This window comes from Halarchaeum sp. P4 (genome assembly GCF_051195175.1).
In the GTDB taxonomy this organism is placed as follows: Archaea; Halobacteriota; Halobacteria; order Halobacteriales; family Halobacteriaceae; genus Halarchaeum.
Window position 1 is genome coordinate 1,152,680 of record NZ_JBNTKC010000001.1, and the last position, 26,507, is coordinate 1,179,186.

Annotated in this window: 24 protein-coding genes; 9 read left to right on the top strand and 15 right to left on the bottom strand. The window is 69.1% G+C overall.

The genetic code is table 11. From position 1 onward, the window contains the following. Positions 1-41: 41 nt before the first annotated feature. The 3 genes from ACQUS8_RS06245 to ACQUS8_RS06255 form a co-directional block, all read right to left on the bottom strand. The gene (locus tag ACQUS8_RS06245) at positions 42-341 is read right to left on the bottom strand and encodes a hypothetical protein (protein WP_435098540.1); all 300 of its coding nucleotides are present in this window, start codon (positions 339-341) and stop codon (positions 42-44) included. A 90-nt stretch (positions 342-431) separates the two neighbouring features. Beyond that, positions 432-1,310: a deoxyribonuclease IV gene (locus tag ACQUS8_RS06250; RefSeq protein ID WP_435098543.1), complete on the bottom strand. Its 879-nt coding sequence runs from the start codon at positions 1,308-1,310 to the stop codon at positions 432-434. A gap of 295 nt (positions 1,311-1,605) precedes the next feature. Next, on the bottom strand, positions 1,606-1,926 hold the full coding sequence (locus ACQUS8_RS06255; RefSeq protein WP_435098546.1) for a tRNA-binding protein: 321 nt from the start codon (positions 1,924-1,926) through the stop codon (positions 1,606-1,608). Positions 1,927-2,021: 95 nt separating this feature from the next. Here ACQUS8_RS06255 and ACQUS8_RS06260 point away from each other — a divergent pair, with 95 nt between their 5' ends. From ACQUS8_RS06260 to ACQUS8_RS06280, 5 genes are all read left to right on the top strand, one after another. Beyond that, entirely contained in the window at positions 2,022-3,119 is a 1,098-nt protein-coding gene (locus ACQUS8_RS06260) for a hypothetical protein (protein ID WP_435098549.1), read from the top strand. Positions 3,120-3,176: 57 nt separating this feature from the next. Then, a complete protein-coding gene (locus ACQUS8_RS06265) occupies positions 3,177-3,599 on the top strand; it encodes a hypothetical protein (RefSeq protein WP_435098552.1) in 423 nt (140 codons plus the stop codon). Positions 3,600-3,678: 79 nt separating this feature from the next. Next, positions 3,679-4,524, top strand: a complete 846-nt coding sequence (locus ACQUS8_RS06270) for a helix-turn-helix transcriptional regulator (RefSeq protein WP_435098555.1) — start codon at positions 3,679-3,681, stop codon at positions 4,522-4,524. A gap of 78 nt (positions 4,525-4,602) precedes the next feature. Next, positions 4,603-5,775 (top strand): ABC transporter substrate-binding protein, encoded by a 1,173-nt coding sequence (locus ACQUS8_RS06275; RefSeq protein WP_435098558.1) that lies wholly within the window; start codon positions 4,603-4,605, stop codon positions 5,773-5,775. Positions 5,776-5,781: 6 nt separating this feature from the next. After that, the gene (locus tag ACQUS8_RS06280; protein WP_435098561.1) at positions 5,782-6,894 is read left to right on the top strand and encodes a FecCD family ABC transporter permease; all 1,113 of its coding nucleotides are present in this window, start codon (positions 5,782-5,784) and stop codon (positions 6,892-6,894) included. Here the strand turns inward: ACQUS8_RS06280 and ACQUS8_RS06285 are convergent. From ACQUS8_RS06285 to ACQUS8_RS06295, 3 genes are all read right to left on the bottom strand, one after another. After that, a complete protein-coding gene (locus ACQUS8_RS06285) occupies positions 6,891-8,039 on the bottom strand; it encodes a methionine synthase (RefSeq protein WP_435098564.1) in 1,149 nt (382 codons plus the stop codon). The two genes, ACQUS8_RS06280 and ACQUS8_RS06285, sit on opposite strands and share 4 nt — an antisense overlap. Before the next feature lie 63 nt (positions 8,040-8,102). Continuing rightward, positions 8,103-9,005, bottom strand: coding sequence for a DUF6807 family protein (locus ACQUS8_RS06290; protein WP_435098567.1), 903 nt, complete (start codon positions 9,003-9,005; stop codon positions 8,103-8,105). Beyond that, a complete protein-coding gene (locus tag ACQUS8_RS06295) occupies positions 9,002-10,093 on the bottom strand; it encodes a Gfo/Idh/MocA family protein (RefSeq protein WP_435098570.1) in 1,092 nt (363 codons plus the stop codon). Before ACQUS8_RS06295 ends, ACQUS8_RS06290 begins: the two co-directional genes overlap by 4 nt. 126 nt (positions 10,094-10,219) lie before the next feature. Between ACQUS8_RS06295 and ACQUS8_RS06300 the strand changes: the two genes are divergently transcribed. Next, a complete protein-coding gene (locus ACQUS8_RS06300; protein WP_435098573.1) occupies positions 10,220-11,128 on the top strand; it encodes a serine/threonine-protein kinase RIO2 in 909 nt (302 codons plus the stop codon). Positions 11,129-11,192: 64 nt separating this feature from the next. Here the strand turns inward: ACQUS8_RS06300 and ACQUS8_RS06305 are convergent, their stop codons facing one another. Beyond that, the gene (locus ACQUS8_RS06305; RefSeq protein ID WP_435098576.1) at positions 11,193-12,077 is read right to left on the bottom strand and encodes an ABC transporter permease; all 885 of its coding nucleotides are present in this window, start codon (positions 12,075-12,077) and stop codon (positions 11,193-11,195) included. Next, positions 12,074-13,087, bottom strand: coding sequence for an ATP-binding cassette domain-containing protein (locus ACQUS8_RS06310; protein ID WP_435098579.1), 1,014 nt, complete (start codon positions 13,085-13,087; stop codon positions 12,074-12,076). The genes ACQUS8_RS06305 and ACQUS8_RS06310 overlap by 4 nt, the downstream gene beginning before the upstream one ends. 94 nt (positions 13,088-13,181) lie before the next feature. On the opposite strand from ACQUS8_RS06310, the gene ACQUS8_RS06315 reads away from it, so the two are divergent. Together ACQUS8_RS06315 and ACQUS8_RS06320 are read left to right on the top strand one after the other, a co-directional pair. Next, positions 13,182-13,757 (top strand): hypothetical protein, encoded by a 576-nt coding sequence (locus ACQUS8_RS06315; RefSeq protein ID WP_435098582.1) that lies wholly within the window; start codon positions 13,182-13,184, stop codon positions 13,755-13,757. 170 nt (positions 13,758-13,927) lie between these two features. Then, positions 13,928-14,515, top strand: coding sequence for a 50S ribosomal protein L15e (locus ACQUS8_RS06320; RefSeq protein WP_435098584.1), 588 nt, complete (start codon positions 13,928-13,930; stop codon positions 14,513-14,515). Positions 14,516-14,548: 33 nt separating this feature from the next. Here the strand turns inward: ACQUS8_RS06320 and ACQUS8_RS06325 are convergent, their stop codons facing one another. The 5 genes from ACQUS8_RS06325 to ACQUS8_RS06345 form a co-directional block, all read right to left on the bottom strand. Continuing rightward, on the bottom strand, positions 14,549-15,529 hold the full coding sequence (locus tag ACQUS8_RS06325) for a hemolysin family protein (RefSeq protein WP_435098586.1): 981 nt from the start codon (positions 15,527-15,529) through the stop codon (positions 14,549-14,551). A gap of 72 nt (positions 15,530-15,601) precedes the next feature. Continuing rightward, entirely contained in the window at positions 15,602-17,311 is a 1,710-nt protein-coding gene (locus tag ACQUS8_RS06330) for a DNA mismatch repair protein (protein WP_435098588.1), read from the bottom strand. Between the two features lie 37 nt (positions 17,312-17,348). Further along, positions 17,349-17,798: a GtrA family protein gene (locus ACQUS8_RS06335; protein WP_435098591.1), complete on the bottom strand. Its 450-nt coding sequence runs from the start codon at positions 17,796-17,798 to the stop codon at positions 17,349-17,351. A gap of 275 nt (positions 17,799-18,073) precedes the next feature. After that, positions 18,074-20,269: a catalase/peroxidase HPI gene (katG, locus tag ACQUS8_RS06340; RefSeq protein WP_435098593.1), complete on the bottom strand. Its 2,196-nt coding sequence runs from the start codon at positions 20,267-20,269 to the stop codon at positions 18,074-18,076. A gap of 198 nt (positions 20,270-20,467) precedes the next feature. Continuing rightward, a complete protein-coding gene (locus ACQUS8_RS06345; RefSeq protein WP_435098594.1) occupies positions 20,468-21,085 on the bottom strand; it encodes a DsbA family oxidoreductase in 618 nt (205 codons plus the stop codon). Between the two features lie 148 nt (positions 21,086-21,233). On the opposite strand from ACQUS8_RS06345, the gene ACQUS8_RS06350 reads away from it, so the two are divergent. Next, positions 21,234-22,886 (top strand): ATP-binding protein, encoded by a 1,653-nt coding sequence (locus tag ACQUS8_RS06350; protein WP_435098595.1) that lies wholly within the window; start codon positions 21,234-21,236, stop codon positions 22,884-22,886. Here the strand turns inward: ACQUS8_RS06350 and ACQUS8_RS06355 are convergent, their stop codons facing one another. Both ACQUS8_RS06355 and ACQUS8_RS06360 read right to left on the bottom strand, forming a co-directional pair. Continuing rightward, entirely contained in the window at positions 22,887-24,800 is a 1,914-nt protein-coding gene (locus ACQUS8_RS06355; RefSeq protein ID WP_435098596.1) for a type II secretion system F family protein, read from the bottom strand. Next, the gene (locus ACQUS8_RS06360; RefSeq protein ID WP_435098597.1) at positions 24,793-26,430 is read right to left on the bottom strand and encodes a type II/IV secretion system ATPase subunit; all 1,638 of its coding nucleotides are present in this window, start codon (positions 26,428-26,430) and stop codon (positions 24,793-24,795) included. The genes ACQUS8_RS06355 and ACQUS8_RS06360 overlap by 8 nt, the downstream gene beginning before the upstream one ends. Positions 26,431-26,507: the final 77 nt, after the last annotated feature.

A 26,507-nucleotide genomic window follows, 5' to 3' on the forward strand; every position in this document is an offset into this window, starting at 1 on the left:
CGCTAACGGCGGCGAGTAGGAAACGCTGACGACCGGCCGACTCAGAGTCGGTGGCGTCGTGGAAGCGCGAGCGAGAGGCCGCCGAAACCGCCGAGTACCAGGACGCCCCCGAGCGAGACGGCGGCGGTGAGGCCGAGGCTGACGGACGCCGTCGCGGCGACGGCGACGACGGCGAGGCCACCAAGGAGGAGACAGAGACTCAGGACACAGAGGAGAGTTTGGAGGGCGACGGCCCAGAAGTTGTTCCAGACGGCGTAGCGGAGGGCGTCGAGCGCCGGTAGGTCCTCGACCGGATGCGCGTCGTCCACCGCCAAGTCGGCGAGCGGATGCCCGTCGCTCATACGGGTGGGTTCGGCGCGAGCGACGTTAACGGTGGTGGGCCGACGCGTCGCGGCGGCCGTCCGTCGAGCGCGACGCGGCGGAAGTGGAGACTACTCCTCGTCGCGGAGTTCCTTGACGTGCTGGATGTTCCACTCGTAGGATCGCCCGTCCTCGGTGGGCGTTTCGAGGGCGAGCGGGACGTCGCGAATCGCCTCGTGGTTGAGGAACGCCTCGAATCCCTCGTCGCCGATGTGGCCGTCGCCGATGTGGGCGTGTTCGTCCTTGTTGGTGCCACACTCGTGCTTCGAGTCGTTCAGGTGGACGTACTTGAGGTGTTCGAGGCCGACGACGTCGTCGAGTTCGGCGAGGGTGTCCGCGACGCCCTCGGGCGTGGAGAGGTCGTAGCCCGCGGCGAAGGCGTGGGCGGTGTCGAGGCAGATGTCGAGGTCGGTGTCGGCGAGTTCGAGGACGGTGGCGAGGTGCTCGAAGTCGCCGCCGAGTTTCGTGCCGCTGCCCGCGTCGGACTCGATGAGGATAGTGACGTCGTCGGGGACGTCGAGGCTGTCGATGACCGCGGCGGCGTTCTCGAGGCCCTGCTCGACGCCGGCGCCGGTGTGCGCGCCGAGGTGGACGTTCACGTAGGGGATGCCGAGTTTGTGGGCAGCCTCAACCTCTTCCTGCATGCTCTCGCGGGACTTCTCGCGCAGGCCCTCCTTGGGCGTGCAGAGGTTGACGAGGTAGGAGGTATGGATGACCCACGGGCCGATATCGTGAGTGTCGCTCTCCGCGCGGAAGGCCTCGGCTTCGTCGTCCTCGACGTCTGGGGACTGCCAGACCTGCGGGGAGTGGGTGAATATCTGCCCGCAGTTCCCGCCGACATTGCGCTGCCGCCAGACGGCGTTGTCGACGCCGTCGCTCGGCGGCGATTCGTCGTCGCCGGACGTCTTCGAGCCGGAGATAGAGACGTGTGCGCCCACGTTGAGGGTCATAGCCGTCGAGAGGGCGTACGACGCAAAAGGGACTTCGGAGTCGGGTCACCGGAGGACGCGTCTCGTGCGGCCGGCCCCGGAAACTGTCGGCGGGACGTGCGAGCGCCGAAACGCTTTTGCTGTTTTAGGTATACCTAAAGTCTGTGTCGGGACCGGCGCACAGGTCGTCGTGCCCCCTGCATCGGTGGTCCCGGACACGGGCTGTACCGCCAGAGAATCGTCCCATAGCCACTATTCGACGGTTGTGTTCAGCGAGTCGGCGTCCGCGGTTGAGGGCCCGGGCGTCGGTCTCGATTCAGTAGAGTTCCCCGCCGAGCGGCACGTCCTCGTCGGGAACGACCAGCATCGGGTTGCCCTCCTCGTCGGGAACGCCGAGCGTGAGCGCCTCGGACTCGAAGCCGGCGATGTTCACGGTGCCCAAGTCGACCGCGCAAAGCACCTGCCGTCCGACGAGCTCCGCGGGGTCGTGGTTGTAGCCGAGCTGCGCGGCGGACTGGCGCGTCTCGTCGCCGAAGTCGATCTCGAGTTTGACCATCTCGGGCTTGCGAGCCTCCTCGAACGCTTCCGCGCTCTGAACCTCGCCGACGCGCACCGTCGTGTCGAGCGGACCGGACATATTCGGGAAGGGACGCCGGGGGCGCTTGAAAGTTCTCGTTCCCGATTAGTTAGTCACCGAGAGGTCTTACATTTACAAGTGAAACTGTCGTAAGTATGAGTGCTATGTGGAACGTAGGTAACGACGAGGTAGACCGCGAGTTCCAGAAAGCCCGCACTCCGTTCAGTGAGGACCTCTACGGGGTCGTCTCCACGAAGAAGGGCCCGTACGCCATCGGCGCCGGCGGCATCATCGCCGCCGACCGCAGCGACAGCGACGAGGGCTGGGAGGTCATGATCGACGACGGGCCACACACGAAGGACAACCGCCTCAACGGGCTCGCCGTCACCGACGACGGGAAGCGCATCTGGTTTGCCGGCGGCTCCGGCGCGCTCGGCTGCTACGACGTCATCGAGCGCCGCAAGTACGACTACAGCCACCCGAACCAGAAGACCTCGACGTGGGAGGGGATCGCCGTCTGCGGAAAGGCCGGCCAGGAGAAGGCGCTCGTCGCGAACGGCTCCGGCGAAGTCCTGCCGTTCATGATCGACGGCTTCGACGCCGACTGGGGGCAGGTCCGCAAGCCCGTCAGCGGGAAGGCCTCCAACATCGCCGCGCTCGCCGCCTCGCCCGAGGGCATCGGCTACGCGGTCGACACCTCCGGGAACGCCTTCAAGACCACCGACGACGACGGCTGGCGCGACATCGGCATCGTCAACGCGCAGGTGAAGTTCCACGACATCTACGCCGGGAAGAACCAGCGCGTCTACGTCGCCGCCGGCGACGGGAAGCTCTACCGCTACGACGACTCCTACAACGACTGGACGCCGCTCGGCGTCGCGAACGAACCGCTCAACGCCATCGACATCTACAAGCGCCAGGACGGCAAGCGCGTGATGGTCGTCATGGGCGGCAGCGGCGCCATCTACCACCGCCTCGGCGACAACCGCTGGGAGAAGGTCTACTCGCCGACCGAGAAGTCGCTCAACGACATCGCGCTCGGCACGCCGGACGTCGCCGTCGGCGACAGCTCCATCGTCCTCGTCCGCCCGCGCAAGCACGCCCGCACCAGCGACGAGGTGACGTCCAAGGACGGCGACCAGTACGAGGGTCGCGGCGAGAACTTCGACCACAGCGACAAGCAATCGAGCCAGCAGCAGTCCTCGGGTTCGTCGTCCGGGTCCACGTCGACGAACAACGAGACGTCGAACTAGACACACCCCGTCCCGTTCTTCCGAACGACGCTTAGGCGTCGAGGCCCAGATGCGAGTATGGCGCTCGACTCGCTCCCGAACCGTCCGCTCGCACACGACGAAGTCGCCGTCCTCTCCGCGTCCGGCGCGTTCCTCGACGTCCGACCCGTGAACGCCTTCCACTTCCCGAAGCGGGACACACGTCTCGTCACCGCACTCATTCTGGTCACCTCGAGTGGCCTGCGCGCCGTCGACTACGACCCGACGACGCGCGAGTGGGACGTCGTCCGCACCGAATCGCTCGACGACCCCGAGGGGATGGAGGACGTCCCGGACGAGATGCTCGCCACCGTCCAGGGCGAACTCGAACGCCGCGTCAGCGAGATGGAGGAAGCCGGCGTCGTCGGGCAGACGGCCGCCCGCGAGGACGACGTCGAAGTCCGTGACGCCACCAGCCTCGGTGCCGTCCTCTACGACCAGTACACCGACGGCGACGCGTAACGCGCTCGACACGTCGGACGTCTCGTGCGATTGACGAAAGAACAACTGTTTTAGGGATGCCTAAACGATAGCCGAGCAGATGCAGACGGGGAACACGGGGGACGTCGGAACGCGAACGGGGGACGAGACTATCGAGACCGTCGCGTATCTGGCGCGCTCAGAGCACCGCGTGCGCGTCCTCGAACTGCTCGCTCGCGGCGTGCGCGAGCGCGAGACGTTGCTTGAGGAGACGGGCGTCACGCGCGTGACGCTCAGTCGCGTCCTCAGCGGCCTCGAAGAGCGCGGTTGGATCGCGAAGTCCGGGGGCGAGTACGAACTCACCGGCTTCGGCGCGCTCGTCTACGAGGACCTCTCGCGGCTGCTCGGGACGGTGTCGCTCGGCGAGACCTACCCCGACGTCGTCGAGCGGCTGCCGACGGAGTGGTTCGGCTTCGACGTCTGTCGCCTCGCTGACGGCGAACTCGTCGCCGACGAACACGCGGACCCGCTCGCGGCCACGCGCGTCGTCGCGAACGCCGTCCGCGAGGCCGACACCGTCCGCGCGCTCGTCGGCTCGTTCACCAGCCTCCCGATGTACGCCTACGCCGAGGCGACGCACGCGGGGCGCGCGGGGGACGCCACGGTCGTCTTCGACGCGGACGCGAGCGCGCTCGTCCGCGAGGACGCCGCCATCGCCGAGCAGACCACCGGCATCGAGCGGCGAACGGGGTCGGACATCTACTACCGCACCGGGAACGACTACCCATGTAACGTCGACCTCGTCGACGGGGAGACGGTCTACATCGGTGTCCCCCGCGAACGCGGCGGTGGCTTCGACATCATCGAGTCGACGGACGACGCCGTCTGCGAGTGGGCCCGCGAGACGTTCGAGCGCGAACGGGCTGACGCGACGCCGCTCTCCGACTGCCGCCCGAGCGGTCCGTAACACACCCCGTTACGCGTAACACGCCGTGTTACGGCGAACAGCGGGAAGCACTAAGAGTTTTTAGGCCAACCTAAAAACATGCCACGCAGACGCCACGTACTGGCGAGTAGCGCGAGCCTCATCGCGGCCGGCCTCGCCGGCTGTAGCGGCTCCACCGACGACGGAACGAACGCCGCCCAGACGCCGGAGGGGACGACGACCGGGACGACGGAGAGCAGGCCGACGCCGTACACGGTCCACATGAAGCCCAACGACCCCTACACGTTCGAGGAGGTGCCGGAGACGTACGGCGTCATCTCCGGGCCCTTCCTCGACATGGGGATGGCACTCGGCATCCACCCGACTGCGACCACCGGCCTCGCACGCGCGCCGCTGAAGTTCTACGACCTCCTCGGCCTCGAGTTCGACGAGAGCAAACTCACCAAACTCGCGAGCGGCGCCGAGTCCGGCTACGACAAGGAGAACTTCTACGCCGCCGGCGCGGACGTCTGGCTCATCTCCCGCACCAACCTCGGCCGCTACGTCAGCTGGGACGACTCGGACTTCCAGGAGGTCCGGTCCCAGACCGGCCCCTTCCTCGGCACCACCCTCCGGTTCGCGCCCACCGCCGCCGTCTCCAGTGAGCCGAACCCCTATACGCTCTACGAGGCCTTCGAGAAGGTCGCGAAAATCTTCCAGCGCCGACAGCAGTTCGAGGCGTGGCAGTCCTTCCACGACGACCTCATGTCGACCATCGAGGAGGGGCTCCCACCGGAGTCCGAGCGACCCACCGTCGCCGCCATCTGGCGCGGCGTCAACCCGGACTCCGGGCAGTTCCGCATCGCGCCACTCCACCGCCTCGGGAACAACACGAAGTCCTACTGGCGCGTCGGCATGAAGGACGCCTTCGAGGGGCGGTATCCGGACGGGCCCATCGGCTACGAGGAACTCCTCGACATCGACCCCGACTACATCGGCGCCGTCGGCGCGCTCACCTCCTCGACCCACGAGCAGTTCCGGCAGACCGTCATCGAGCCGTTCGAGACCAACGAGAACGGCCAGAACCTCAGCGCCGTCCAGAACGGTAACGTCATCCGGAGCGGCGGCCAGTACATGGGCCCCATCGTCGACATGTTCTCCACGGAAGCCGTCGCCAAGCAGGTCTATCCCGAGACGTTCGGCGAGTGGCCCGGCCCCGTCGGCGAGGTACCCGAGGACGAACAGCTCTTCGACCGCCAGCGCCTCCTGGACATCGTCAACCGGAACGTCTAACGCTCGATGAGCAAGGTCACAGACACGCTCGCGCGGCGCCGCTCGGAGTGGGGGAAGTGGTACGCGGACTCGAGACTCGCCGTCCTCGCGCTCGGGAGCGTCGCCGTCCTGCTCGGCGCAACGCTCCTGCAGGTGAGCTTCGGCGCCTACCCGCTGACGATTGCGGAGGCGTGGCACACCGTCTTCGACCCCGAAGTCCTCTTCAGCGCCGGCGCCTGGCAGGCGTTCCTGCTCGGCGGCGGCATCCCCGAGTGGTTCACGCGCCGCCAGCTCATCGTCTGGAACATCCGCCTGCCGCGCATCCTCGTCGGGGTGCTGGTCGGCGCGAACCTCGCGGTCTCCGGGGCCATCTTCCAGGTCGTCACGCGGAACGAGCTCGCGAGCCCCTACGTGCTCGGCATCAGCGACGGCGCGGGGCTCGTGGTGCTGGTAACGCTCACCTTCCTGTCGAGTTTCCTGCCGCTGATGCCGGTGCTCGCCGCATTCGGCGGCGCCATCGCGTTCCTCATCGTCTACGCCATCGCGTGGAAGAACGGCACCTCGCCCGTGCGGCTCGTCCTCGCGGGCGTCGTCGTCGGGACGGTGTTCGGCTCCGTCCAGCGCGCGCTGTTCTTCTTCATCGACGACCTCAGCGTCGTCATGTCCGCTCAGGCGTGGCTGTCGGGCTCCCTGTTGGGGACTGACTGGGGGCAGGTCCGCATCGCGCTCCCGTTCACGGTCCTCGCGATGGTGCTCGCGCTCCTCGTGACGCGGCAACTCGACGTGCTCCTCTTGGGCGAGGAGACGGCCCAGTCACTCGGGATGCCGGTCGAGAAAATCCGCTTCGCAGTGGCCGGCATCGCCATCCTCTCGACGGCCGCCGCCATCGCCGTCGCGGGCCTCGTGGGGTTCGTCGGCCTCATCGTCCCGCACATGGTGCGGAACATCGTCGGCAGCAACTCCAAGCGCCTGCTCGTGGGCTGTCTGTTCCTCGGGCCGGCGCTGCTCGTCGGCGCGGACGTCGGCGCGCGCCTCGCCTTGAACCCGATTCAGCTCCCGGTCGGCATCATCACCGGCCTCGTCGGCGGCCCCTACTTCCTCTACCTCATGCGCAAGAAGGAGGACATCGGCTCCGTCTAGGCGAGCCGTTCGGTCGCGATCTCCGCGCCCTCGACGAGGGCCTCGAGTTTCGCCCACGCGATCTCGGGCGACACCATGCCGAGACCGGCCTGCGTGCCGAAGCCACAGTCGGGCGCGGCGACGATCTCGGTGTCGTCCGCGGCGGCGTTCGCGACGCGCTCGATACGGTCCGCGATGGTCTTCGGGTGGTCGATGATGTTCGTCTTCACGTCCACGACGCCGGGGATGAGCGTCCAGTCGTCGGGGAGCGGTTCCTCGGCGAACGCGCGGTACTCGTGCTGGTGGCGCGGGTTCGCCTGCTCGACGCTCAGGCCCGTGATGTCCGCCTCGTAGATGACGGGCAGCATCTCGACGAGGTCGGTATCGAGGTGGCCTGGACCCTCGTAGCTCCCCCAGCAGGTGTGGAGCCGAACCTGCTCGGCGGGGACGTTCTCGAGCGCCTCGTTCAGCGCCTCGACGTGCAGGCGAGTCGCCTGCTTGATGTCCTCGAGGGACTCGTCGGCGTACGCCGCGGTCTGCCCGACGGTGAGGAGTTCGGGCGCGTCGATCTGGAGGGTCGTGCCCGTCTCCGCGATGAGCTCGTACTCCTCCTGCATCGCGTCGGCGGCCGCGAAGAGGTAGTCCTCGTAGTCGTCGTAGTACTCGTCGACGTGCGTGGACGTGACGATGCTCGGCGACGCCGAGGTCATGAAGGTGTCCTCGACGTCGGCGTCGACGGTATCGAGCGCGTCGAGGAACTGGTCGATTTCCGCCTCGGCCTCCTCGTGGCCGGTGTACTCGATGGGGCCCTCGACGACGGGGTGCATCGAGAGGTCGATGACGTCCGTCTTGAACGTCTCGTCGGCGTACTCGGGGTAGTCCTGGAGGTCCGCCCAGAGTTCGGTCTCCTGCTTGCCGTCGATGCCGCTGAGGCGGTTCGCGACGTACCAGTTGAAGGAGACGCGGGGCTGCTCGCCGTTGTTGATGTAGTCGAGGCCGACCTCGCGCTGCCGTTCGACGACGCGCTCGGTCGCCTCCTCGGTCGCTTCCTCCCACTCCTCGTCGTCGACGTCCTCGCCCTCCTGTTTCTGCTGCAGGAGGTCGAGGAGTTCGGGCGGGCGCGGGAGGCTGCCGATGTGCGTCGTGAGAATCTCGTCGCGCGACATATCGGGTAATAATCTCCACGCAAGATATAACTCACGGTACTGTGCGGGCGTCGCCCCGACGGGTCAGTTCCGCGTGACGTAGTCCTCGTAGACGGCCTCGATCTCGGCCTCCTTGGGCGTGCCGTCGTGCACCCACAGCCCCCAGTTCCACGTCACGGACTCGCCCGCCGCGAGCGTCAGCACGTCGCCCCACGTCGGGTTCGCAGCGAGGAAGCCGAACGGCTCGGTCATCACAAACCAGCGCACCGGGTCCGCGGCGTTCTCGGGGTGGTCGAACATCGCGACGCCGGCGCTCCACGACTCCCCGGGGCCCGTCCGGCCGTCGAGCAGGCCCGAGTAGTCACACCATCGGCCCGCCGGCCCGCTCACGTCCCGCGGCGGCGTTGTCGTCCCCACGTCCGTCCCGTTCGGCAGGAGGACGCGGCCGTCCGTGAGACTGCGCGCGAACCGGAGGCTCAAGCCGCTGTAGTGGCCGTGGAGCGTCTCACTGGAGAGGTTCCGCGAGGCGCCGCGCGCCGTGAGCGTCTGCGTCCAGTCGAGGACGTACCCGCCCGCATCGGGTTCGTGCACGGTAATCGCGCGCTCGTCGTCGAGGAGGACGCTCTCGTCGTCGCTGCGGCGCCACGCCGCCGACTGCTCCAGCGTCACCGCGTCGCCGTCGCCACGCGCGTCGTACCCCTCGTTCGTCGCGTAGCCGTGCCGTTTGCCCGCGCCTTCGTGTGGTTCGGACTCCCAGCAGTTCAGGCCGTCCACGAGCTTCGGACAGTAGAACGCGCCCAGATGCCACGAGTGGTCGTGGGGCGCCCACACGACGAGGTTCTCGCCCGGTGCGTTGGTGCCCGCGGGGAGCGCGAGCACGTCGAAGCCGGGTTTGCTCGCCGCCGTCTCCGCGCGGTAGCGCGCAAGCAACTCGCCCTCGCTGCGTATCGAGACGACGCCGTCGACGTCCTCGACGGCGAGCGTCACTGTCCCACCTCCGGGTCCGCGCCGGCGTCGGCGAGCACGTCCGCCACCGAGACGTCGTCGCCGTCCGCCTCGGCACTCCGATAGATGGCGGTCATCGCCGCCACCGTCCCGAGGTTGTCCCGACCGCTCGCCAGCGGCTCGCGGCCCGTCTCGGCGCACTCCGCGAAGTGCAGTATCTCGTTCACGAACGCGCTGTCCGTCGGGAGGCCGACGTCCGCGCCCGACACCTCGTCGAACTGCTTGCGCGCCTCGGGGTCGTTTCGAGTGTTGATTCTCGGGGTCGGCGTCCCGACGTAGCCCTCGTCCTGTGGTTCCTCGGGGAGCGTGTGGACGACGCCCGTATCGCCCATCAGCCAGAACGACTCCGTGTACGGCATCGCGGGCGCCGAGAGCGTCGCGAAGAAGTCCGCCATCGTCCCGCCCTCGAACTCCAGAAGGCCGAGCGCGTAGTCCTCCGCGTCCTCGAACGCCTCGTCAATCCTCCGCTCCCACGAGACAGCGCGCGTCACGTCCCCGAGGAAGTAGCGCAGCAGGTCGAGTTTGTGGACGGCGTAGCCCATCACGGCGCCGCCGCCCGCGCGCTCGCCGTCGTAGAGCCAGTGGCCCTCGGGGAACATGTCGCCCTGGTTCGCGAGGACGTCACAGCGCGCGTGGCGAATCGCGCCGAGGTCGCCCGCCTCGACGCGCTGCTTCACCGCGCGGTACGGCGGGTGGAAGCGCTGCATCTGGCCGACCATCAGCGTCAGGTCCTTCCGGTCGGCGGTCTCCACGAGGTCCACGCAGTCCGCGAGGTCCGGCGCGAACGGCTTCTCCACGAGGACGTGTTTCCCGGCCTCCAGCGCGGCTTTCGCCGCCGGATAGTGGAGGTGATGGGGGAGCGTGATGTCCACGGCGTCGACCGGCGCCTCGGCGACGAACGACTCGAAGTCCGTCCAGTAGTCGATATCGAACTCGTCGGCGACCTCGCGCGCCGCGTCCTCGTCGGCGTCGCAGACCGCGGATAGCTGTACCGTCTCCGGGTGGTCGCGGTACGCCGGGAGGTGCATCGCGGAGATGCCGCCGGCGCCGATGAGACCTACGTTGAGCATGCCCGACTACTGGGGCGACGGGGGCCATAGACGTTTGCCTCGCAGTACCCGGAGTTCCGTCTCGTCGCGTGGCGTGTATCGGCCTGTCGCGGGGCTTTTATCGCGCGCCGACCAACTCAACAGTAGATGGTACGGAACGTCGCCGAGGACGTCGCAGCCCTCGAGCAGGAGGACTTCAACCTCCTCTCCGGGGTGGAGCACGGGATGCGCTTCTCGGAGTGGGTGAACCGGGAGAAACTCCCGGACTTCGCGAGGCTCACCGAGGAGGAGGTGGACTACCGGTTGGACCGCGTCGAGGACAGAGGGTTGGTCGAGCGCCAGACGATTCAGTACGAGGGCTTCCGGCTCACCTTCGAGGGGTACGACGTGCTCGCGCTGAAGGCGTTCGCCGAGCGCGACACCGTCTCCGGGTTCGGCGCGCCGCTCGGCGTCGGCAAGGAGAGCGACGTCTTCGAGGTGGAGTCCTACAAGCCCCTCGCGCTGAAGTTCCACCGCGAGGGCTACACGAACTTCCGCGAGGTCCAGAAGGAGCGCGACTACACGAGCGACAACGACCACGTCTCGTGGTTCTACACGGCCCGAAAGGCCGCCGAGCGCGAGCACGAAGCGCTCCACTCGCTCTACCCGGACGTGAACGTCCCGCGACCCATCGACCAGAACCGTCACGCCATCGTGATGGAGAAGATCGACGGCGTCGAACTCAACCGCACGAAACTCGAGGACGCACAAGCCGTCGGCGTCCTCGACCTGATTCTGGACGAGATGGCGACGGCCTACGACGAGGGGTTCGTCCACGCGGACATCAGCGAGTACAACGTCTTCGTCCGCGAGGACGGCGTCGTCCTCTTCGACTGGCCCCAGTCCGTCCCCACGGACCACGAGAACGCCCGCGAACTCCTCGGGCGCGACGTCCGCAACATCGTCTCCTACTTCCAGCGCAAGTACCCGAACCCGACGCCCGAGGTGGACGAGGACGCCCTCGCGGACGCCGTCGCCGCCGATACGTTCGAGACGGTGCGCGACTACGCCGAATAGCACTCCGTCGCCGCTCGCCCTCCCCGACGTTTCTCTCGTCCGCCCCGGCCGTGAGCGGCGGCCGTCAGCGCGCGTCGGCGCTCGTCGCGCGCGCCATGAAGTAGACGGCGACGCTGCCGAGCAGGAGGTCGAGCGCGGCGAGGACAGCGACGGCGGGGACGAGCGTGTTCCAGAGGCCGCCGAACGCCGTCACCTCGATGACGCTCATGACGTCCTGGCCGAACATGAGGGCGCGCGCGGCGTCGATACCGTACGTGATGGGGTTGAGCGCGGCGACGACCTGCACCCAGCCGGGGAGTACCTCGAGCGGGAGGAACGCGCTCGACAGGAAGAGCAGGGGGAACTGGAGGACGTTCACGCCGATCATCGTGGACTCCTGGTCGCGGGTGACGAGCGCCATGATGTTCGAGAACGCCGTGAACCAGATCGAGAAGAGGACGCCGACGAGGACGATGCCGACGGCGCCGAGCAGGCCAGTCGCGACGTACGCCCCGGGGTGCCCGCCGGTGTTCACCCAGAGGAGGACGTAGCCGAACGCGAGGATGATGCAGACCTGGACAACGATGCGCAGGACCTCCGAGAGGGATTTCCCGAGGAAGACGGCGCCCCGGTGCATCGGGGAGACGAGCGCCTTCTCGAACATCCCGGACTCGATGTCCTCGACGAGGCCGATGCCGGAGGTGGTCGCGGCGATGAGCGACACCTGGATGGCGATGGCGGGCACGAGGTAGGTGACGTAACTGACGTCGGCGCCGACCGCGCTCCCGATGGCGCCGCCCGTAATCTGTCCGAACACCTCCGTGAAGAGCACGAGGAACATGATGGGGTTCAGCAGGGAGAACACCATCACGAACGGGTTGCGCGTCGTCTTCAGCAGCCAGCGCTTGAGGTTCACCCACGTGTCGAGGAGGAAGCCGTTGCCCGTCGCCTTCTTGCCGGCGGCGCTCATCGCGACACCCCCGTCGTCCCGGTGTCGGTCGCTCCGGCGTCGCCGGCGTCGTCGTCGGGCTCGTACTCCTCGCCGGTGACGGCGAGGAAGACGTCGTCGAGCGTCGGACTGCGGACGTTGAACCCCGTGATGGTGAGGCCGGCGTCGCGGAGCGCGACGAGCAGGTCGGTGCCGTGGCGACGCGCCTCGCTGGAGGTGACGCGGATGCCCTCGTCGGTCGTCTCGACGGCGTCGGGCGAGTCGACGAGCCGGGAGTCGAGAGCGACCTCGCGGGCGCGCTCCACGTCAGCCGCGCTCGGGTCGTCGAAATCGAGTTCGAGGACGTCGCCGCCGACCTCGGCCTTCAGCTCGCTCGGCGAGCCGGTGACGGCGATTTCGCCGTCGACGATGACGCTGATGCGCTCGCAGAGGTGGTCGGCTTCCTCCAAGTATTGGGTAGTGAGGAAGATGGTGGTGCCCCGGTCGTTGATGCGCTCGAAGTAGTCCCAGAGGCGGTTGCGGGCCTTCGGGTCGAGGCCGGTCGTGGGTTCGTCGAGGAAGACCACCGGTGGTTCGTGGACGAGGGCGGTGGCGACGTCGAGGCGTTTCTGCATCCCGCCGGAGAAGCCCTTCGCGGGCTTGTCCGCGACGTCCGCGAGGTCCACGAGGTCGAGGAGGTCGTCGATGCGCTCGGCCCGCTCCTCGCGGGGGACGCCGTAGGCCTCGCAGGCGTAGCGGACGTTCTCGCGCGCGGTGAGCTCGCGGTCGATGCTCGTCTCCTGGGCCATGTAGCCGATCGACTCGCGAACCTGGCGGGGGGATTCCTCGACGTCGTAGCCGTTCACGGCGACGCTCCCCTCGGTCGGGTTGAGGAGGGTGACGAGGGTCTTGATGGTCGTCGTCTTCCCGGCGCCGTTCGCGCCGAGGAAGCCGAAGAACTCCCCCTCGGCGACGTCGAGCGAGACGTCGGTGACGGCCTCCGTGCCGTCGGCGTACGTCAACGCGAGATGGGTGGCGTCGATTGCGCTCATGGACGACTCTGTGGCGTGGCAACGCATAAATCTTGACTGACTATTCATTCAGAGGCAGCAAAGACTACCCGGCCACAACGCGAACGGTCGCGCGATGAACGACCCCGCCGATCCAGTCGACCCCGTCGAGCCGGCACGGGGACTGGACACGGCTGACCCGACGAACAGCCTCGATGGACTGTCGGGCCAGATCGACCGGTACGCGGACGGCCCGGTGGACTGGGAGACGCGGCGGCGTCTCGAGGAGGCGTCCGTCGAGGAGCTCGAAGCGGCGGCCCGCGACGCCGAGCTACAGGGCCTCACCGACCTCAGCCACCGCCTCGAGGCGGAGGCGAACAGTCGACGACCCGCCGCCGACTATCCCGGTGCACTCGACGACGCGACCGACCCGCCGCGGAGTCCCGAGGTCGGCGACGACGAACACAGGGAGACGACACCGACGAAGGAGGACAGCGGCGAGACAAGCGAGCGAGAGGCGAGCGCGGCGAGCGACGACATGGACACGACCGGGAGCGCTGCGCTCTCGGGGACAACGGCCACGTGGAGCGGCTGGGGGTCGAGCGTGCTCGCCGGCGCGGTCGTCGGTGGCGGCATCGGAGCCATCGGCGGACCGTCGATGGCGCTGGCAGGTGTCGCGCTCGGCGCGGCCATGGGGTGGACGGCTCCGTGAGAGCGGGGCGCATCGGGTGGTGCAGTTCGAAGGCGTTAAACCCTCCACGACAGTAGGGGAACACAACTCGCTGGTGCGGGCCCAGCGGGCACCCGTTTCGACGGGACGAAATGTGGACCACGGGATGCACGCATCCCGCAGTCTGAATCGACAGCGCCCGCGGACACACTATGGCACGAAGCTTCTACTCCCACATCAAGGACGCGTGGAAGCAGCCCGGCGAGGGCAAGCTCGCCGAGCTGCAGTGGCAGCGCAAGCAGGAATGGCGCCGACAGGGCGCGATCGAGCGCGTCGAGCGCCCGACCCGCCTCGACAAGGCCCGTGAGCTCGGCTACAAGGCCAAGCAGGGCGTCGTCGTCGCGCGCGTCTCCGTCCGCAAGGGGACCGCCCGGCAGCAGCGCCACAAGGCCGGCCGCCGCTCCAAGCGTCAGGGCGTCAACCGCATCGGTCGCGCGAAGAACCTCCAGCGCATCGCCGAGGAGCGCGCGACACGCAAGTACATCAACCTCCGCGTGCTGAACTCCTACTGGGTCGGTGAAGACGGCTCGCAGAAGTGGTTCGAAGTCATTCTCCTCGACCCGGAGCACGGCGCCATCGAGAACGACGACGACCTCAGCTGGATCACCAACAACAGCCAGGAGAACCGCGCGCTGCGTGGTCTCACCTCCGCCGGCCGCAAGGGTCGCGGCCTCCGCAAGCGCGGGAAGGGTACGGAGCACGTCCGTCCCTCGAAGAACGGCGGCAAGCGCAAGAAGTAACCCCTCCGGTTTTCCGGGTTTTTTCTCACGCAATCAGCGGCCGCGCCAGACGACGTCGTCCGCGACGTCGGTGCGCGTGACGACGCCGACGAAGCGCTCGGCGGAGTCGGTGACGACGGCGAACGACCCGCCAGTCTCGCGGAACTCGGCGATGAGGTCGTCGACGGTCCACGACTCGCGGGCGAGACAGACGTCGCGCATCACGTCCGCGAGCGACGCGCTCGACTCGGCGGCGCGCGCGGCGTCCGCGAGCGTCACGACGCCGACCACGTCGTCCGGGCCGTCGCCAAGGACGGGGACGGTGTCGACGCCGGCCTCAAGGCAGGCGTCGCGCACCGCGGCGGGAGTGACGTCCACGCCGACCGTGATGACGTCCCGTCGCGGCGTCATCACCTCCTCGACGGCGGTCTGTTCGAGGTCGAGGACGGCGTGGACCATCTCGCGCTCGGCGGCGTTGACGACGCCGAGTTGCGCGCCGGTGACGAGGAGGGCGCGGATTTCCTCGCGCGTGACGTACGGCGTCGGCGCGCCGGCGCTCCCGAAGATGCCGGTGATGACGTCCGCGGCGGTGTCGAACGCCCAGACGACCGGGGAGAGCGCGCGCTTGAGGAACGTGACGGGGCGCGCGATGGTGAGCGCCCACGATTCGGCGTGCGCGACGCCGTAGGCTTTCGGCGCGATCTCGCCGAAGAGGAGGACGAGCACGCTCGTGATGACGGTGGCGGCGACGATGGCGGGGCCGGCGGGGAGGAGGGCGACGGTGAGTGTCGCGACGATGGTGGAGAACGCGACGTTCACGACGTTGTTCCCGACGAGGATGGTGACGAGCAGTCGGTTCGGGTCCTCTCGGAGCGCGCGCAGCGCCTCTGCGCGGGCGTCGCCGGTCGCGGCGAGCGACTGGACGCGGTGTAGTTGGAGTGAGAACGTCGCGATTTCGGCGGACGAGAAGAACGCGCTCACGACCAGGAGGAGGACGCAGACGCCCGCGAGCACGACGAAGGTGGGGTCGACCATGTCGGCGTGGACGGACGCGGGGCCCGTAAGCACACCCGCCATGCCGGGGCACGTCGGGACGCGTCGCGCGCTCTATTCGGCGTCGTCGCCGACGGCGTCCGCGAGCGTCTCGAAGGCGTCGCGTTCCTCGTCCTCGGCGTTCGCGACGAGGCGCGAGACGATGAACTCCGGTGTGCTGCGCCCGACGACGCCGAAGCGCGGCTGGTAGTCGACTTCGAGGTCGAGGTCCGGCGAGAGCCCCTCGGCGAAGATGCCGTCGATGCGCGCGCGACTCGGGAGCGGGTCGAGGTCGTCCGCGAGGTGGGTGACGTAGACGCCGAGCGCGTCGTGGTCGGCGGTGAGCGACACCAAGCCGTGCAGGAGGTCGGCGGCGCTCCCGGGTTCGGTGATGGCCTCGAACTCGTCGACGAGCATGAGCGTGCGGCCCTCGCGCGCGAGCGGCGGGACGACCGAGCGGAGCGTCGTCTCGAGGACGCCCGCGTTGAAACTCGCGTGGCGGCGGTGGAAGACGAGGCGGTCGAACGCCCCGATCTCGGCGTGGTCGGCGGGCACCGGGAGGCCGAGGACGGCGAGCGTCGCGACTTCCGCGAGCGTCTCGAGGAGGGTGGTCTTCCCGCCGGAGTTCGCGCCGGTGAGGACGGCGACGCGGTCGCCGACCGGCGGGCCGTCGATTTCGTGCTCGCCGAGGGCGTACGTCACGGGTTGGACGTCGACGCCCTCCGCGCGGAGGCCGAGGTTCCGCGCGCCGGCGACGGCGAGGCCGGCGGCGTCGCTGTACTCGGGGCGCGTGAGGTCGTAGGCGATGGCGAAGCGCGCGAGCGAGAGGTTGAACGCCACCTCGGGGACAGCATCGGCGGCGGCCTCGACGTCCGCTTCGGCCTCGGCGACGGCGGCGTCGAGGTCCGAACGGACGCGCTCCTCCCGGTCGGCGGCCTGCTCGCGGAGGGCGTCCGCGAGCTCGCGCAGCGTCCCGCTCACGAAGTCGGCGGCGTCGGCGGCGTCCGTCGCGGCGCTCTCCCGAATCAGCGCGCGGTCGGCGCCCGTCGCGTCCGCGACGTGCTCGACGACGGCCTCCCGGAACTCGTCCGGGCCACGGAGGTTCCCGGAGCGGACGTCCTCGAGGACGCCGAGCGCGTCGCGTTCGAGGTGCTCGACGGCCTCGGCCCGTTCACGAAGCGCGTCGAGGCGCTCGTCGTACCCCTCGGCGACGCCGTCGCCCTCCCGATAGCGGAGCGCGTCGGCGGCGTCCCGGAGCGCGTCCGCGTCGAGGTCCGCGAACGCCGCGAACGCCCCGTCCGTGAGGCCGGCGTCGATGAGGTCGAGCGCCGTCTCGACGGCCGCGCGCTCGCCGGCCTCGCGGCTGTCGTGCTCCTCGAAGGCGGCGACGGCGGCCTCGCGATCGGCCTCGTTCAGGCGGTCCCACGTCTCGACGGCACCGAAGACGTTGTCGAGACGGGCCTCGCGCGCGTCGACGTCCGAGAGCGGTGTGAGGACGCGGATCCGGTCGCGGGCGCGACTCGTCAGCGCGTGCTCGGTCGCGGTCTCGAGGACGCGCTTGTAGACGTCGCGGGCGTCGTCGGTGGCGAAGCGCTCGGCCTCGGCACCGCCGGTGGCACGCCGGAGGATGCGGGTGGCGCGGCCGGCGGGAACGCCCGCGTTCACGAGCGCGGTGACGTTCGCGGACTCGATGGCGCGAACGGCGTCGTCCTCGCCGAGAGACTCGGAGAGGAGTTCGGCGGTCTTCGGGCCGACCCCCCAGTAGTCCTGTAGGTCGCTCTCCATACGCGAGTGGTGGACGGGTGGGAGAAAAACGGTTGCCCTAGGCGAGCGCGAAGAGTTCGCTCCCCACGTAGTTGAGGAGGCCGCCGCCGGTGACGGCCGAGAGGGAGGCGAGCCAGTAGGGGAGCGTGAGCCACTGGAGGCTCATCGTGAGCACGGCGGTGTAGACGACGTAGCCGAGCGAGCAGACGCCGAGGTAGCGCGCGAAGCGCCGACGCAACTGGTCGGTTGTCTCGAAGGTGTAGCGGCTGTTCAGGCCGAACGTCCAGACGGCGGCGCCGAAGAACGCGACGAACGCCGCCTGCGCCGTGGAGAGTCGCCCGACGAGTGCGAGGAACGCGACGGCGTTCAACAGCGCACCGGTGAGGCCGATGGCCCCGAACTCGGTGGCGCGAACCGCGCGCTCGGCCCGACAGACTCGTGTCACGCCGGCGCGACGGAAGCCGGCTTCGAGCACTGACTCGAAGCGTGCAATCGGTGTCCTACTCATGCCCCTGTCGAGACAACACTATTGGAGTGATACACTTAAAGGTTGGTCCGGGCACGGATGTCGAGCGGCGTCGGCGCGTCAGACGGACGTCTCGCCCCGGGAGGGGAGAAAGCACTTATCCCGTGGCGGGAACCGCGCGACGGCGTCGCCACTCCCGGGCGTGGAAAACAGAAGGCCGCAGAAAGTGAGAGCGCAGGGGAAGAGTCAGTCGCGGCGGGGCCGCATCAGACGGACGCGGCGCGTGTGACCGCCACCGGGTGAGCCGGCGTGGGGCGTTACTCGAGGTCGAAGCGGTCGAGCTTCATGACCTTACTCCACGCATCGGCGAAGGACTGGACGAACTCCTCTTCGGCGTCGTCGGCCGCGTAGACGTCCGCGTAAGCCCGAAGACGGGCGTTCGCGCCGAAGATGAGGTCGAGGCGGGTGGCCTCCCACTCGACCTCGCCGGTCTCGCGGTCGCGAAGTTCGAAGACTTCCTCGTCCTCGTCGACCGGCTCCCACTCGTAGTCCATGTCGATGAGGGTCTGGAAGAAGTCGTTCGTGAGCGTGCCGGGTTCGTCGGTGAAGACGCCGCGGTCGGTGTCGTCGTAGGTCGCGCCGAGCGCGCGCATCCCGCCGACGAGCACGGTCAGCTCGTCGACCGAGAGGTTGAGCAGCTCGGCTTTGTCGACCATCCGCTCCTCGGGCGTGTCGTAGAGGTCGTCGTGGTCGCCCTCACCGAGGTAGTTGCGGAAGGCGTCGACCTTCGGCTTCAGTGGCTCGAAGGAGTCCTCGTCGGTCTGCTCGGCCGTGGCGTCCGTGCGACCCGGCTCGAACGGCACGTCGACGTCGTAGCCGGCGTCAGCCGCGGCCTGCTCGACGGCGACGTTGCCACCGAGGACGATGAGGTCGGCGAGCGAGACGCGGACGTCGTCGTCGCGCGACTCGTTGAACTCCGCCTGAATCTCCTCGTAGGTCTCGAGAACGGACTCGAGCTCCTCGGGCTCGTTGACCTCCCAGCTACGCTGGGGTTCGAGGCGGACACGCGCGCCGTTCGCGCCGCCGCGCTTGTCGCTGTCGCGGTACGTCGAGGCCGAGGCCCACGCGGTCTTCACGAGCTGTGAGCGCGTGAGGTCGGAGTCGAGGATGGCCTCCTCGAGCTCGGCAATCTCCTCCTCGCCGACGATTTCGTAGTCGGCGTCCGGGATGGGGTCCTGCCAGATGAAGTCCTCCTCGGGGACTTCGGGGCCGAGGAAGCGCTCCTTGGGGCCCATGTCGCGGTGGATGAGCTTGAACCACGCACGGGCGAACGCCTCCTGGAACTCGTCGGGGTTCTCCTGGAAGCGCTCGAGGATTTCGCGGTAGTCGTCGTCGTGCTTGAGCGCGACGTCCGTCGTCAGCATCATCGGCTCCTCGGTGTCCGCATCGTCGTGGGGGGCCGGCGCCTCCTCGATGTCGTCGCCGACCGGCTTCCACTGCCACGCGCCGCCGGGGCCCTTGACGGAGGTCCAGTCGTGCTCCAGGAGGTTGTCGATGTACCCCATGTCCCACTGGGTCGGTGCGGAGTTCCACGGCCCCTCGATACCGCTCGTAATCGTGTCGGGGCCCTTCCCCTCGCCGAGGTCGTTCTCCCAGCCGAGGCCCTGCTGCTCGATAGGCGCGGCTTCGGGCTCGGGGCCGACGTGCTCCTCGGGCTCGTCGGCACCGTGGACCTTCCCGAAGGTGTGACCGCCGGCGATGAGCGCGACCGTCTCCTCGTCGTCCATCGCCATGCGGCCGAACTCCTCGCGGATGTTCTTCGCGGAGCCCTCGACGTCGGGCTCGCCGTAGGGGCCCTCGGGGTTCACGTAGATGAGGCCCATGACGGTGTTCGCGAGCGGCTCCTTGAGGTTGCCAACTTCGCCGTCCTCGAAGCGCTCGGGCGAGGTCGTCTCCCACTCGGTCTCGGGACCCCACTCGATGGCCTCGTTGGACTTGTACTCGTCAACGCGGCCGCCGGCGAAGCCCTGCGTCTCGAAGCCCATCGACTCGAGGGCGACGTTGCCGGCGAGGACGATGAGGTCACCCCACGAGAGCTTGGGACCGTACTTCTCCTTGACCGGCTGGAGCAGGCGGCGGGCCTTGTCGAGGTTGACGTTGTCCGGCCAGCTGCTCTCCGGCGGGAGGCGCTGGAGGCCGCCGGACGCGCCGGCGCGGCCGTCGATGGTCCGGTAGGTCCCGGCGCTGTGCCACGCCATCCGGATGAAGAACGGCCCGTAGTGGCCGTAGTCGGCCGGCCACCAGTCCTGCGAGGTGGTCATGACCTCCTCGATGTCCTCCTTGACCTCTTCGAGGTCGAGCTTCTGGAACTCCTCGGCGTAGTCGAAGTCCTCGCCGTACGGACTGAGGTCCGCGGCGTTGTCGTCGAGGATGTCCAGCCGCAGCAGGTCTGGCCACCACTCCTGATTTGACCAAGTCATCTGTGTACGCGATTCATCACACGTTGTGAGCATAAACATACCGATTGCTTTCGACAGACCACGGTTTTCTTTCCCATATCTCTCGTAAGTTTTGTGATTGGGGAAGATTCCTTCACGATACTCGTTGTCAGAGTTCTCTAGAAACGTCCTCACGTCGGCGTTGCGACTACTCGCCGGAATCTCGATACTGCCACAAAACGAAGTAGAAGTCCTTTTCGCCGCGTTCTGCCGTTACTGTCCTTCGACGAGGCGGCGGAGTTGCTCAGGGGGCACAGCACCACGTGCCGCGTAGCCCTCGTAGGCGAACGTCGGGACGCCAGTCACGCCCTTCTGGTGGGCCTCGCTGAACTTCGCCTTCACCTCCTCGCGGAGGGTGTCGTCGCTCACCGCGTCCCGGACCTCCTCGGGGTCGACACCCGCCTCCTCGGCGAGGTCGGCGAGGACGTCGACGTCGCCGATGTCGCGCTCCTCCTCCCAGTGGGCGGTGAAGATCGACTCGTCGAACGCCAGCCACGTCTCGTAGTCGTAGTGCTCCTTCACGTAGTAGGAGGCGACCTGCGCGTCGAGCGAGTCGATTTCCTTCGGTCGGTCGACCACCATCTCGTCGGCGTCGTGCTCCGCCTTCAGGCGCTCGACGTTCTTCCGCGCCTGCTCGTAGTACTCCTCGTCGTGGCCGCTCTCACGCACGATTTCGTCGTCCTCGTTGCGCTGGTTCGACCGAAGGTCGAAGGGGTGCCAGTCGATTTCGAGTTCCTCCTCGCGGCTCTCCTGATACTCATCGAGCGACTGCCGTCCGAGGTAGCAGAACGGGCAGACGTAGTCCGAGAAGACCGTAATTTGGTCGGTCATACCCGGAGTAGGGGGCGCGCACCCAAGAGGCCCACGCCCCCGGCACTCGACGGGCAAACCGACGGGCGACGGGGGGCACAGCACTTACGAGCGGGCGCTCGTACGTCGCGTGTATGCACACCGAGACGCGACCGAGCGGGGTGGCGCGGTGAACCCGGTCTTCCTCGCCCACGTCGCGGTGTTCGCGCTCGCCACCGTCGCGTGCCTCCTCAGCGCGTGGCGCACCCGCGACGTCGAGCACCGTGAGACGCGCCGCGGCCTCCTCGCCTTCTTCCTCGCGAGCGGCGGCTGGGCGGCCAGTACCGTCGGCTACCTCGTCGTGCCCGTGGTGCCCGTCCAGCGCGGGCTGTTCATCCTCGGGTTGCTCTTCGGCCTCGCGGCCGTCGGCGCGTGGCTCTACTTCGCCGCCGCCTACACCGGCCGCCTGCCCGGGTCGCTCCCCTACAGCCGCCTGACCGCCAGCCTCCTGGTCGCCGTCGGCCTGTTCAAGGTCACGAACCCGATTCACCACGCCTACTTCACGACCGAAGTCGTGACCGAGCCGTTCACCTACCTCCTCGTCCACTACGGCCTCGCACACTGGCTGGCGCTCGGCCTCTCCTACGCGCTCGCGTTCGTCGGCGTCTACATGGTCCTCGAGCACTTCCACCTCGTCGGCGCGGACACCCGGCCGCTCGTCGTGCTCGTCGGCCTCACTGCCGTCCCCGTCGTCCTGAACGTCGCCGCGCTCATCACCGAGGGACTCCTCCCGCTGATGTACGAGCCGCTCGGCGTCGCGGCGTTCGCCGTCGGCGTCTCCTTCGTCTACTTCGAGCGCTTCGAGACCATCCGGCTCGCCGCCGAGAGCGACGACCCCGTGGTCTTCCTCGACCAAGACGGGCACGTCCGCGACTACAACCGGCAGGCGGTGGCGCTCTTCGGCGAGCTCGACGGCGCGACGGGGGAGCGTCTCGCCGACGTCATCCCGGCGCTCGCGGACGGCCTCGAAGACGACACTCCCGTCGTCGAGTTCGAGCGCGACGGCGAGACGTGCTACTACGACGTCACCACCACCCCGTTCATGGCCGGCGAGCGCCGCACCGGCCAGTCCGTCGTCGTCACGGACGTCACGGAACGCGAACGCTACCGCCAGCGCCTCGAAACACGCAACGGCCAGCTCGGCGCGCTGAACCGCCTCGTCCGCCATGACATCCGCAACGACATGACCGTCATCATGGGGTGGAGCGACGTCCTCGAAGACCACGTCGACGAGGAGGGCGAGGCGGCGCTCACCCGGGTGCGCCGGACCGCGGAGCACACCATCCAGATAACGGAGAACGTCCGGGACTTCATCGACGCGCTCGCGGACGAGGGCGAGATGGCGACCCACCCGCTCGACCTGCACGACCACCTCGAAGCCGAACTCGAGCGGGTGCGCGAGGTGTACCCGCACGCCGAGTTCCGGACGCCACAGGGTCTCCCGGCGGTCTCCGTGGAGGCGAACGAGTTGCTCTCCTCGGTCTTCCGGAACATCCTGAACAACGCCATCCAGCACAGCGACGTCGACACGCCCGAAATCGTCGTCACCGCGGCAGTCCACCCGGAGACAGTCGTGGTCCGCATCGCGGACAACGGCCCCGGCATTCCCGAGGAGCAGAAGAAGCGCCTGTTCGGGAAGGGCGAGAAGGGCGTGAAGAGCACGGGGACGGGCATCGGCCTCTACCTCGTGCGGACGCTGCTCACGCAGTTCGGCGGGAGCGTCCACGTCGAGGACAACGAGCCGCGGGGCACCGTCTTCGTCGTCGAGTTACCGCGGGCGTAGTCAGAAGACGACCGACGTCGCGAGGAAGACGGCGGCGACGGCGGCGACGAGCGGGACGGCGTAGGCGACGCCGTCGCGGAGACGCCCGCCGACGAGCGCGCCGACGACGAGGCCGTTCCCCGCGGCCTGCACGAGCGCGGAGTGGTAGAAGAGCGTCTGATAGGTCCGGGTGTCGATGGTGCCGATGCGGACGGTGTCGAGGCCGTTCGTCGGGAGCGACGCCGAGGCCCCGGCGGCCTCCGAGACGGCCGGGAGGAAGACGACGTCGAAGGCGAGGAGCATCCCGACGTAGACGAAGACGCCGACGACGACAACGCCGGCGTAGACGCCGAGGGCGCGCCGCCGGTCGACTTCCCGCTCGTGTCGCTGCCCGAGGTCGTCCGCGACGGCCGCCAGCACGGGGCCGACGTCGTCAGTCGAGCGGACGGCGACGACGGCGAGGCCGACGGCGCGCGTCACGTCCGGGACGCTGAGGCGGTCGGCGAACGTCCGGAGGGCGCGCGGGAACTCCGCGGTCCACTCGACGTCGCGGCGCACCCGGTCGAGTTCGTCCGCGAGCGTCCCGCTGGTGCGCTCGGCGACGAGTGCGACCGCGTCCGCGAGCGGGACGCCGTTGCTCGTGGCGTCCGCGACGACCCGGAGCGCGTCCGGGAAGCGCCCGCGGAGGTCGCGCTGACGACGGCGTTCGAGGACGTGGAGGAGCGCGAACGGCCCGGCGGTGACGAGGAATGGGACGACGACGAGTGCGGTGGTGGTGGCGAGCGGTCGCGCGCGCATCGCGTCGACGGAGAGCGGGACGACACCGAGCGCGACGAACAGGAGGACACAGACCAGCGCGAGCGGTGCGGTGACGAGGCAGACGAGCGGCGGGTTCGTGCGGACGGCGTCGAGCGGCGCGGCGAGGTACTCACGCCACGTCGCGCGCTCGCGGTCCGCGAGGTAGTCCTCGATGCGGCCGTCGGCGACGGCGTCGGGGTCGCGCCCGTTCTCGGCGGTCGCGGTGGCGACGGGCGCGTCGGTCCGATGGCGGGCGCGGGCGAGGAGGCGGCGGAAGACGAGGGAGAACACGACGAGGAGGACGGGGATGCCGACGTAGGTGAGCGCGGCGAGCGCGCGGACGAGGCCGGGCGCGGTGAAGGAGGCGACGAGGAGGACGACGAAGAGGAACGCGGGCCCGGCGAGCGCGACGGCGACGTACGCCTCGGCGGCCGTCTCCATGTCCTCGAGGACGCGCTCCTGTCGGTGTTCGGCGCGCTCGCGCTGGTCCTCGACGGCGTCCGCGAGGAACGCCTCGACGTCCCCGCCGGTCTCGAGGACGCCGACGAGTTCGTCGAGGAGGACGGTGAAGTCCTCGCTCGGCGTGCGCTCGCGGGCGTCGGTGAGCGCGTCGAAGAGGTCGGCGTTGAAGCGCTCGGCGTCCCGGACGGCGAGGCGGACCTCCTCGGCGAGCGCGCCGTAGGCGTCGGTCTCCTGCGAGAGTCGCGAGAAGGCCTCGTAGAGGTCGGTGCCGCCGTGGACGAGCGTGTAGAGGAAGACGGTGGCGTGCGGGAGCGCGCCGTCGATGGCGCGTCGGCGTGCGCTGACGCGGTACTGGAGGAGTGCGAGGTGGCCGACGGCGACGCCGCCCGCGCCGAGCAGGAGGGCGAGCGGAATGGCCATGGCGCGCACGAGGAGCGGGAGCGGCGCGACGGCGGCGACGAGGATACCGAGTAGGAGGCCGACCGCGGCGCCGATTCCGCTTCGGCGGGCGACACGCGCGGCGTAGACGTCCACCGTCTCGGGGACGTGCGCGCTCGCGAGGGCGTCGTCGAGGCGCGCGAACCGCTCGGGGTTCGCGCGGACGCACCCCCGGACGGGGCCGTAGGCGTCGGGGGAGTCGTAGGCGTCCGCGGGGGCGCGCTCGCGGTCAGCCATCGACGACACGCACCCGGTCGTGACCCGCCAGCACGTCCTCGGGGACGTCCTCGAGCGCGCGCTCGGGGTTGCGCTCGAAGGTGAAGACGCGCTCGGCGACCGACTCGTAGTCGAACACCTCGCGGTCGGCGAGCGCGGCGAGCATGCGCTGGCGGCGGTCGAGTTCGCGTCGGAGGCGCTCGTCGCCCCAGCCGCGGTCCTCGGCGACGTCGCGGGGCACCCGCGCGGCGTCGTTCTGGACGAACGATTGGGTGTCGGCGTCGTAGCGGAAGACGTCGCGCAACTGGGGGCGTTCGGCGCCGTCCAGCGGTTCGACCTCGCTTATCTGCCAGCAGCGCCGCGCGACGCCGTCCGGCTCGTCGACGATACGCTGGACGACGATGACGTCGAGGTCCGCGAGCAGGTCGGGCGGGACGGAGAGCGGGTCGTGGGTGAGTCGCCGGATGGCGTCGTCGCTCGACTCGGCGTGGAACGTCGTGAAGCCGTCGTGGCCGGTGCCGACCGCCTGGAAGAACGACCGGACGACGGCCGGGTCGGTGCGGAGTTCGCCGACGATGATGTGGTCGGGGCGCTGATGGAGCGCCTCGCTGAGGAGCCGATAGCTGTCGACGGTGCGCTCGGCGCGGGCGCTCGCGTCGTCCGCGGTGCGGGTGACGTCCGCGATCCAGTTCTCGTGCGGGAGGTTCACCTCGCGGGTCTCCTCGATGGAGACGACCTTGTGGTCGGGCGGGACGAAGAACGCGGAGGCGTTCATCGAGGTGGTCTTCCCCGAGCCGGTCGGGCCGACGAAGAGGACCGAGCGGTTGTGCGCGACGGCGAGCCAGAGGTAGGCCATCTGCCGGGCGTCGAACGTCCGGAGGGAGACGAGCTCCGGCGGTGTGAACGGTTCTTCGCGGAACTTGCGGACGGTGAAGTTCGACCCGCGCGTCGCGACGTCGCCGCCGAGCGTCACCTGCACGCGCGAGCCGTCCGGGAGCGTCGTCGTGAGCAGGGGGTTCGCGGCGGAGACGTGCCGGCCAGCGCGCTGGGCGAGGCGGACGGCGAGCGACTCGACGACGTCGCCGCCCCACGCGCGGTTCGATTCGAGGTGGCCGTGGTCGCGGTGGTAGACGTAGACGGGGACGTCCGCGCCGTCACAGGAGACGTCCTCGACGGCGGGGTCGTCCATGAACGGGTCGATGCGGCCGTAGCCGAGGAAGTCCCGGCGGAGGTAGTAGCGGACGACCCAGCGGTCGGCGGGTGGGAGGCTCGGGGCGTGCTCGGCGATGACCTCGTCGAGGCGCGCGGCGAACGCCTCGCGGCCGGTCTCGTCGTGGGCGAACGCCTCGTCGAGGAGGACGCGGCGCGCGACGTCGCGCAGGTCGTCGTGGACGTAGGCGACGAACTCCGAGCGCGTCGGTTCGAGGACGTCGTAGGCGAGTTCCTCCGTCTCCGGGTCGCGACGGAGGGTGACGTGCGCGTAGGGTTCGTTCACCCAGTAGGCGTCCACCGCGGGGTCGGGGTCGGCGGCGAAGTCGAAGCGCGCCACGAGCGCGTCGGCCTCGGGGAGCGCGTCGAACGGGGCCGAATCGCGCTCGGCGAGGTGCGCCTCGAGCGCCGCGCGGACCCGCTCGCGGGTGTCGCCGGTCATACGGAGACACAGAGTAGTGGAGGTCCTGAAGATTGTGGCTGTCGCGGTGCCGTCCTGCCGACGACGTCTGCGGAGCG

Bases quoted from the DNA above. Each gene is read 5' to 3' on its own strand.
- ACQUS8_RS06270 (WP_435098555.1), top strand. From the start codon at position 3,679: ATGCAGACGGGGAACACGGGGGACGTCGGAACGCGAACGGGGGACGAG.
- ACQUS8_RS06345 (WP_435098594.1), bottom strand. From the start codon at position 21,085: ATGACCGACCAAATTACGGTCTTCTCGGACTACGTCTGCCCGTTCTGC.
- ACQUS8_RS06315 (WP_435098582.1), top strand. From the start codon at position 13,182: ATGAACGACCCCGCCGATCCAGTCGACCCCGTCGAGCCGGCACGGGGA.
- ACQUS8_RS06255 (WP_435098546.1), bottom strand. From the start codon at position 1,926: ATGTCCGGTCCGCTCGACACGACGGTGCGCGTCGGCGAGGTTCAGAGC.
- ACQUS8_RS06300 (WP_435098573.1), top strand. From the start codon at position 10,220: ATGGTACGGAACGTCGCCGAGGACGTCGCAGCCCTCGAGCAGGAGGAC.
- ACQUS8_RS06310 (WP_435098579.1), bottom strand. From the start codon at position 13,087: ATGAGCGCAATCGACGCCACCCATCTCGCGTTGACGTACGCCGACGGC.
- ACQUS8_RS06260 (WP_435098549.1), top strand. From the start codon at position 2,022: ATGAGTGCTATGTGGAACGTAGGTAACGACGAGGTAGACCGCGAGTTC.
- ACQUS8_RS06245 (WP_435098540.1), bottom strand. From the start codon at position 341: ATGAGCGACGGGCATCCGCTCGCCGACTTGGCGGTGGACGACGCGCAT.
- ACQUS8_RS06285 (WP_435098564.1), bottom strand. From the start codon at position 8,039: ATGTCGCGCGACGAGATTCTCACGACGCACATCGGCAGCCTCCCGCGC.
- ACQUS8_RS06325 (WP_435098586.1), bottom strand. From the start codon at position 15,529: ATGGTCGACCCCACCTTCGTCGTGCTCGCGGGCGTCTGCGTCCTCCTC.
- ACQUS8_RS06360 (WP_435098597.1), bottom strand. From the start codon at position 26,430: ATGACCGGCGACACCCGCGAGCGGGTCCGCGCGGCGCTCGAGGCGCAC.
- ACQUS8_RS06280 (WP_435098561.1), top strand. From the start codon at position 5,782: ATGAGCAAGGTCACAGACACGCTCGCGCGGCGCCGCTCGGAGTGGGGG.
- ACQUS8_RS06355 (WP_435098596.1), bottom strand. From the start codon at position 24,800: ATGGCTGACCGCGAGCGCGCCCCCGCGGACGCCTACGACTCCCCCGAC.
- ACQUS8_RS06295 (WP_435098570.1), bottom strand. From the start codon at position 10,093: ATGCTCAACGTAGGTCTCATCGGCGCCGGCGGCATCTCCGCGATGCAC.
- katG (WP_435098593.1), bottom strand. From the start codon at position 20,269: ATGCTCACAACGTGTGATGAATCGCGTACACAGATGACTTGGTCAAAT.
- ACQUS8_RS06265 (WP_435098552.1), top strand. From the start codon at position 3,177: ATGGCGCTCGACTCGCTCCCGAACCGTCCGCTCGCACACGACGAAGTC.
- ACQUS8_RS06250 (WP_435098543.1), bottom strand. From the start codon at position 1,310: ATGACCCTCAACGTGGGCGCACACGTCTCTATCTCCGGCTCGAAGACG.
- ACQUS8_RS06305 (WP_435098576.1), bottom strand. From the start codon at position 12,077: ATGAGCGCCGCCGGCAAGAAGGCGACGGGCAACGGCTTCCTCCTCGAC.
- ACQUS8_RS06320 (WP_435098584.1), top strand. From the start codon at position 13,928: ATGGCACGAAGCTTCTACTCCCACATCAAGGACGCGTGGAAGCAGCCC.
- ACQUS8_RS06330 (WP_435098588.1), bottom strand. From the start codon at position 17,311: ATGGAGAGCGACCTACAGGACTACTGGGGGGTCGGCCCGAAGACCGCC.
- ACQUS8_RS06335 (WP_435098591.1), bottom strand. From the start codon at position 17,798: ATGAGTAGGACACCGATTGCACGCTTCGAGTCAGTGCTCGAAGCCGGC.
- ACQUS8_RS06275 (WP_435098558.1), top strand. From the start codon at position 4,603: ATGCCACGCAGACGCCACGTACTGGCGAGTAGCGCGAGCCTCATCGCG.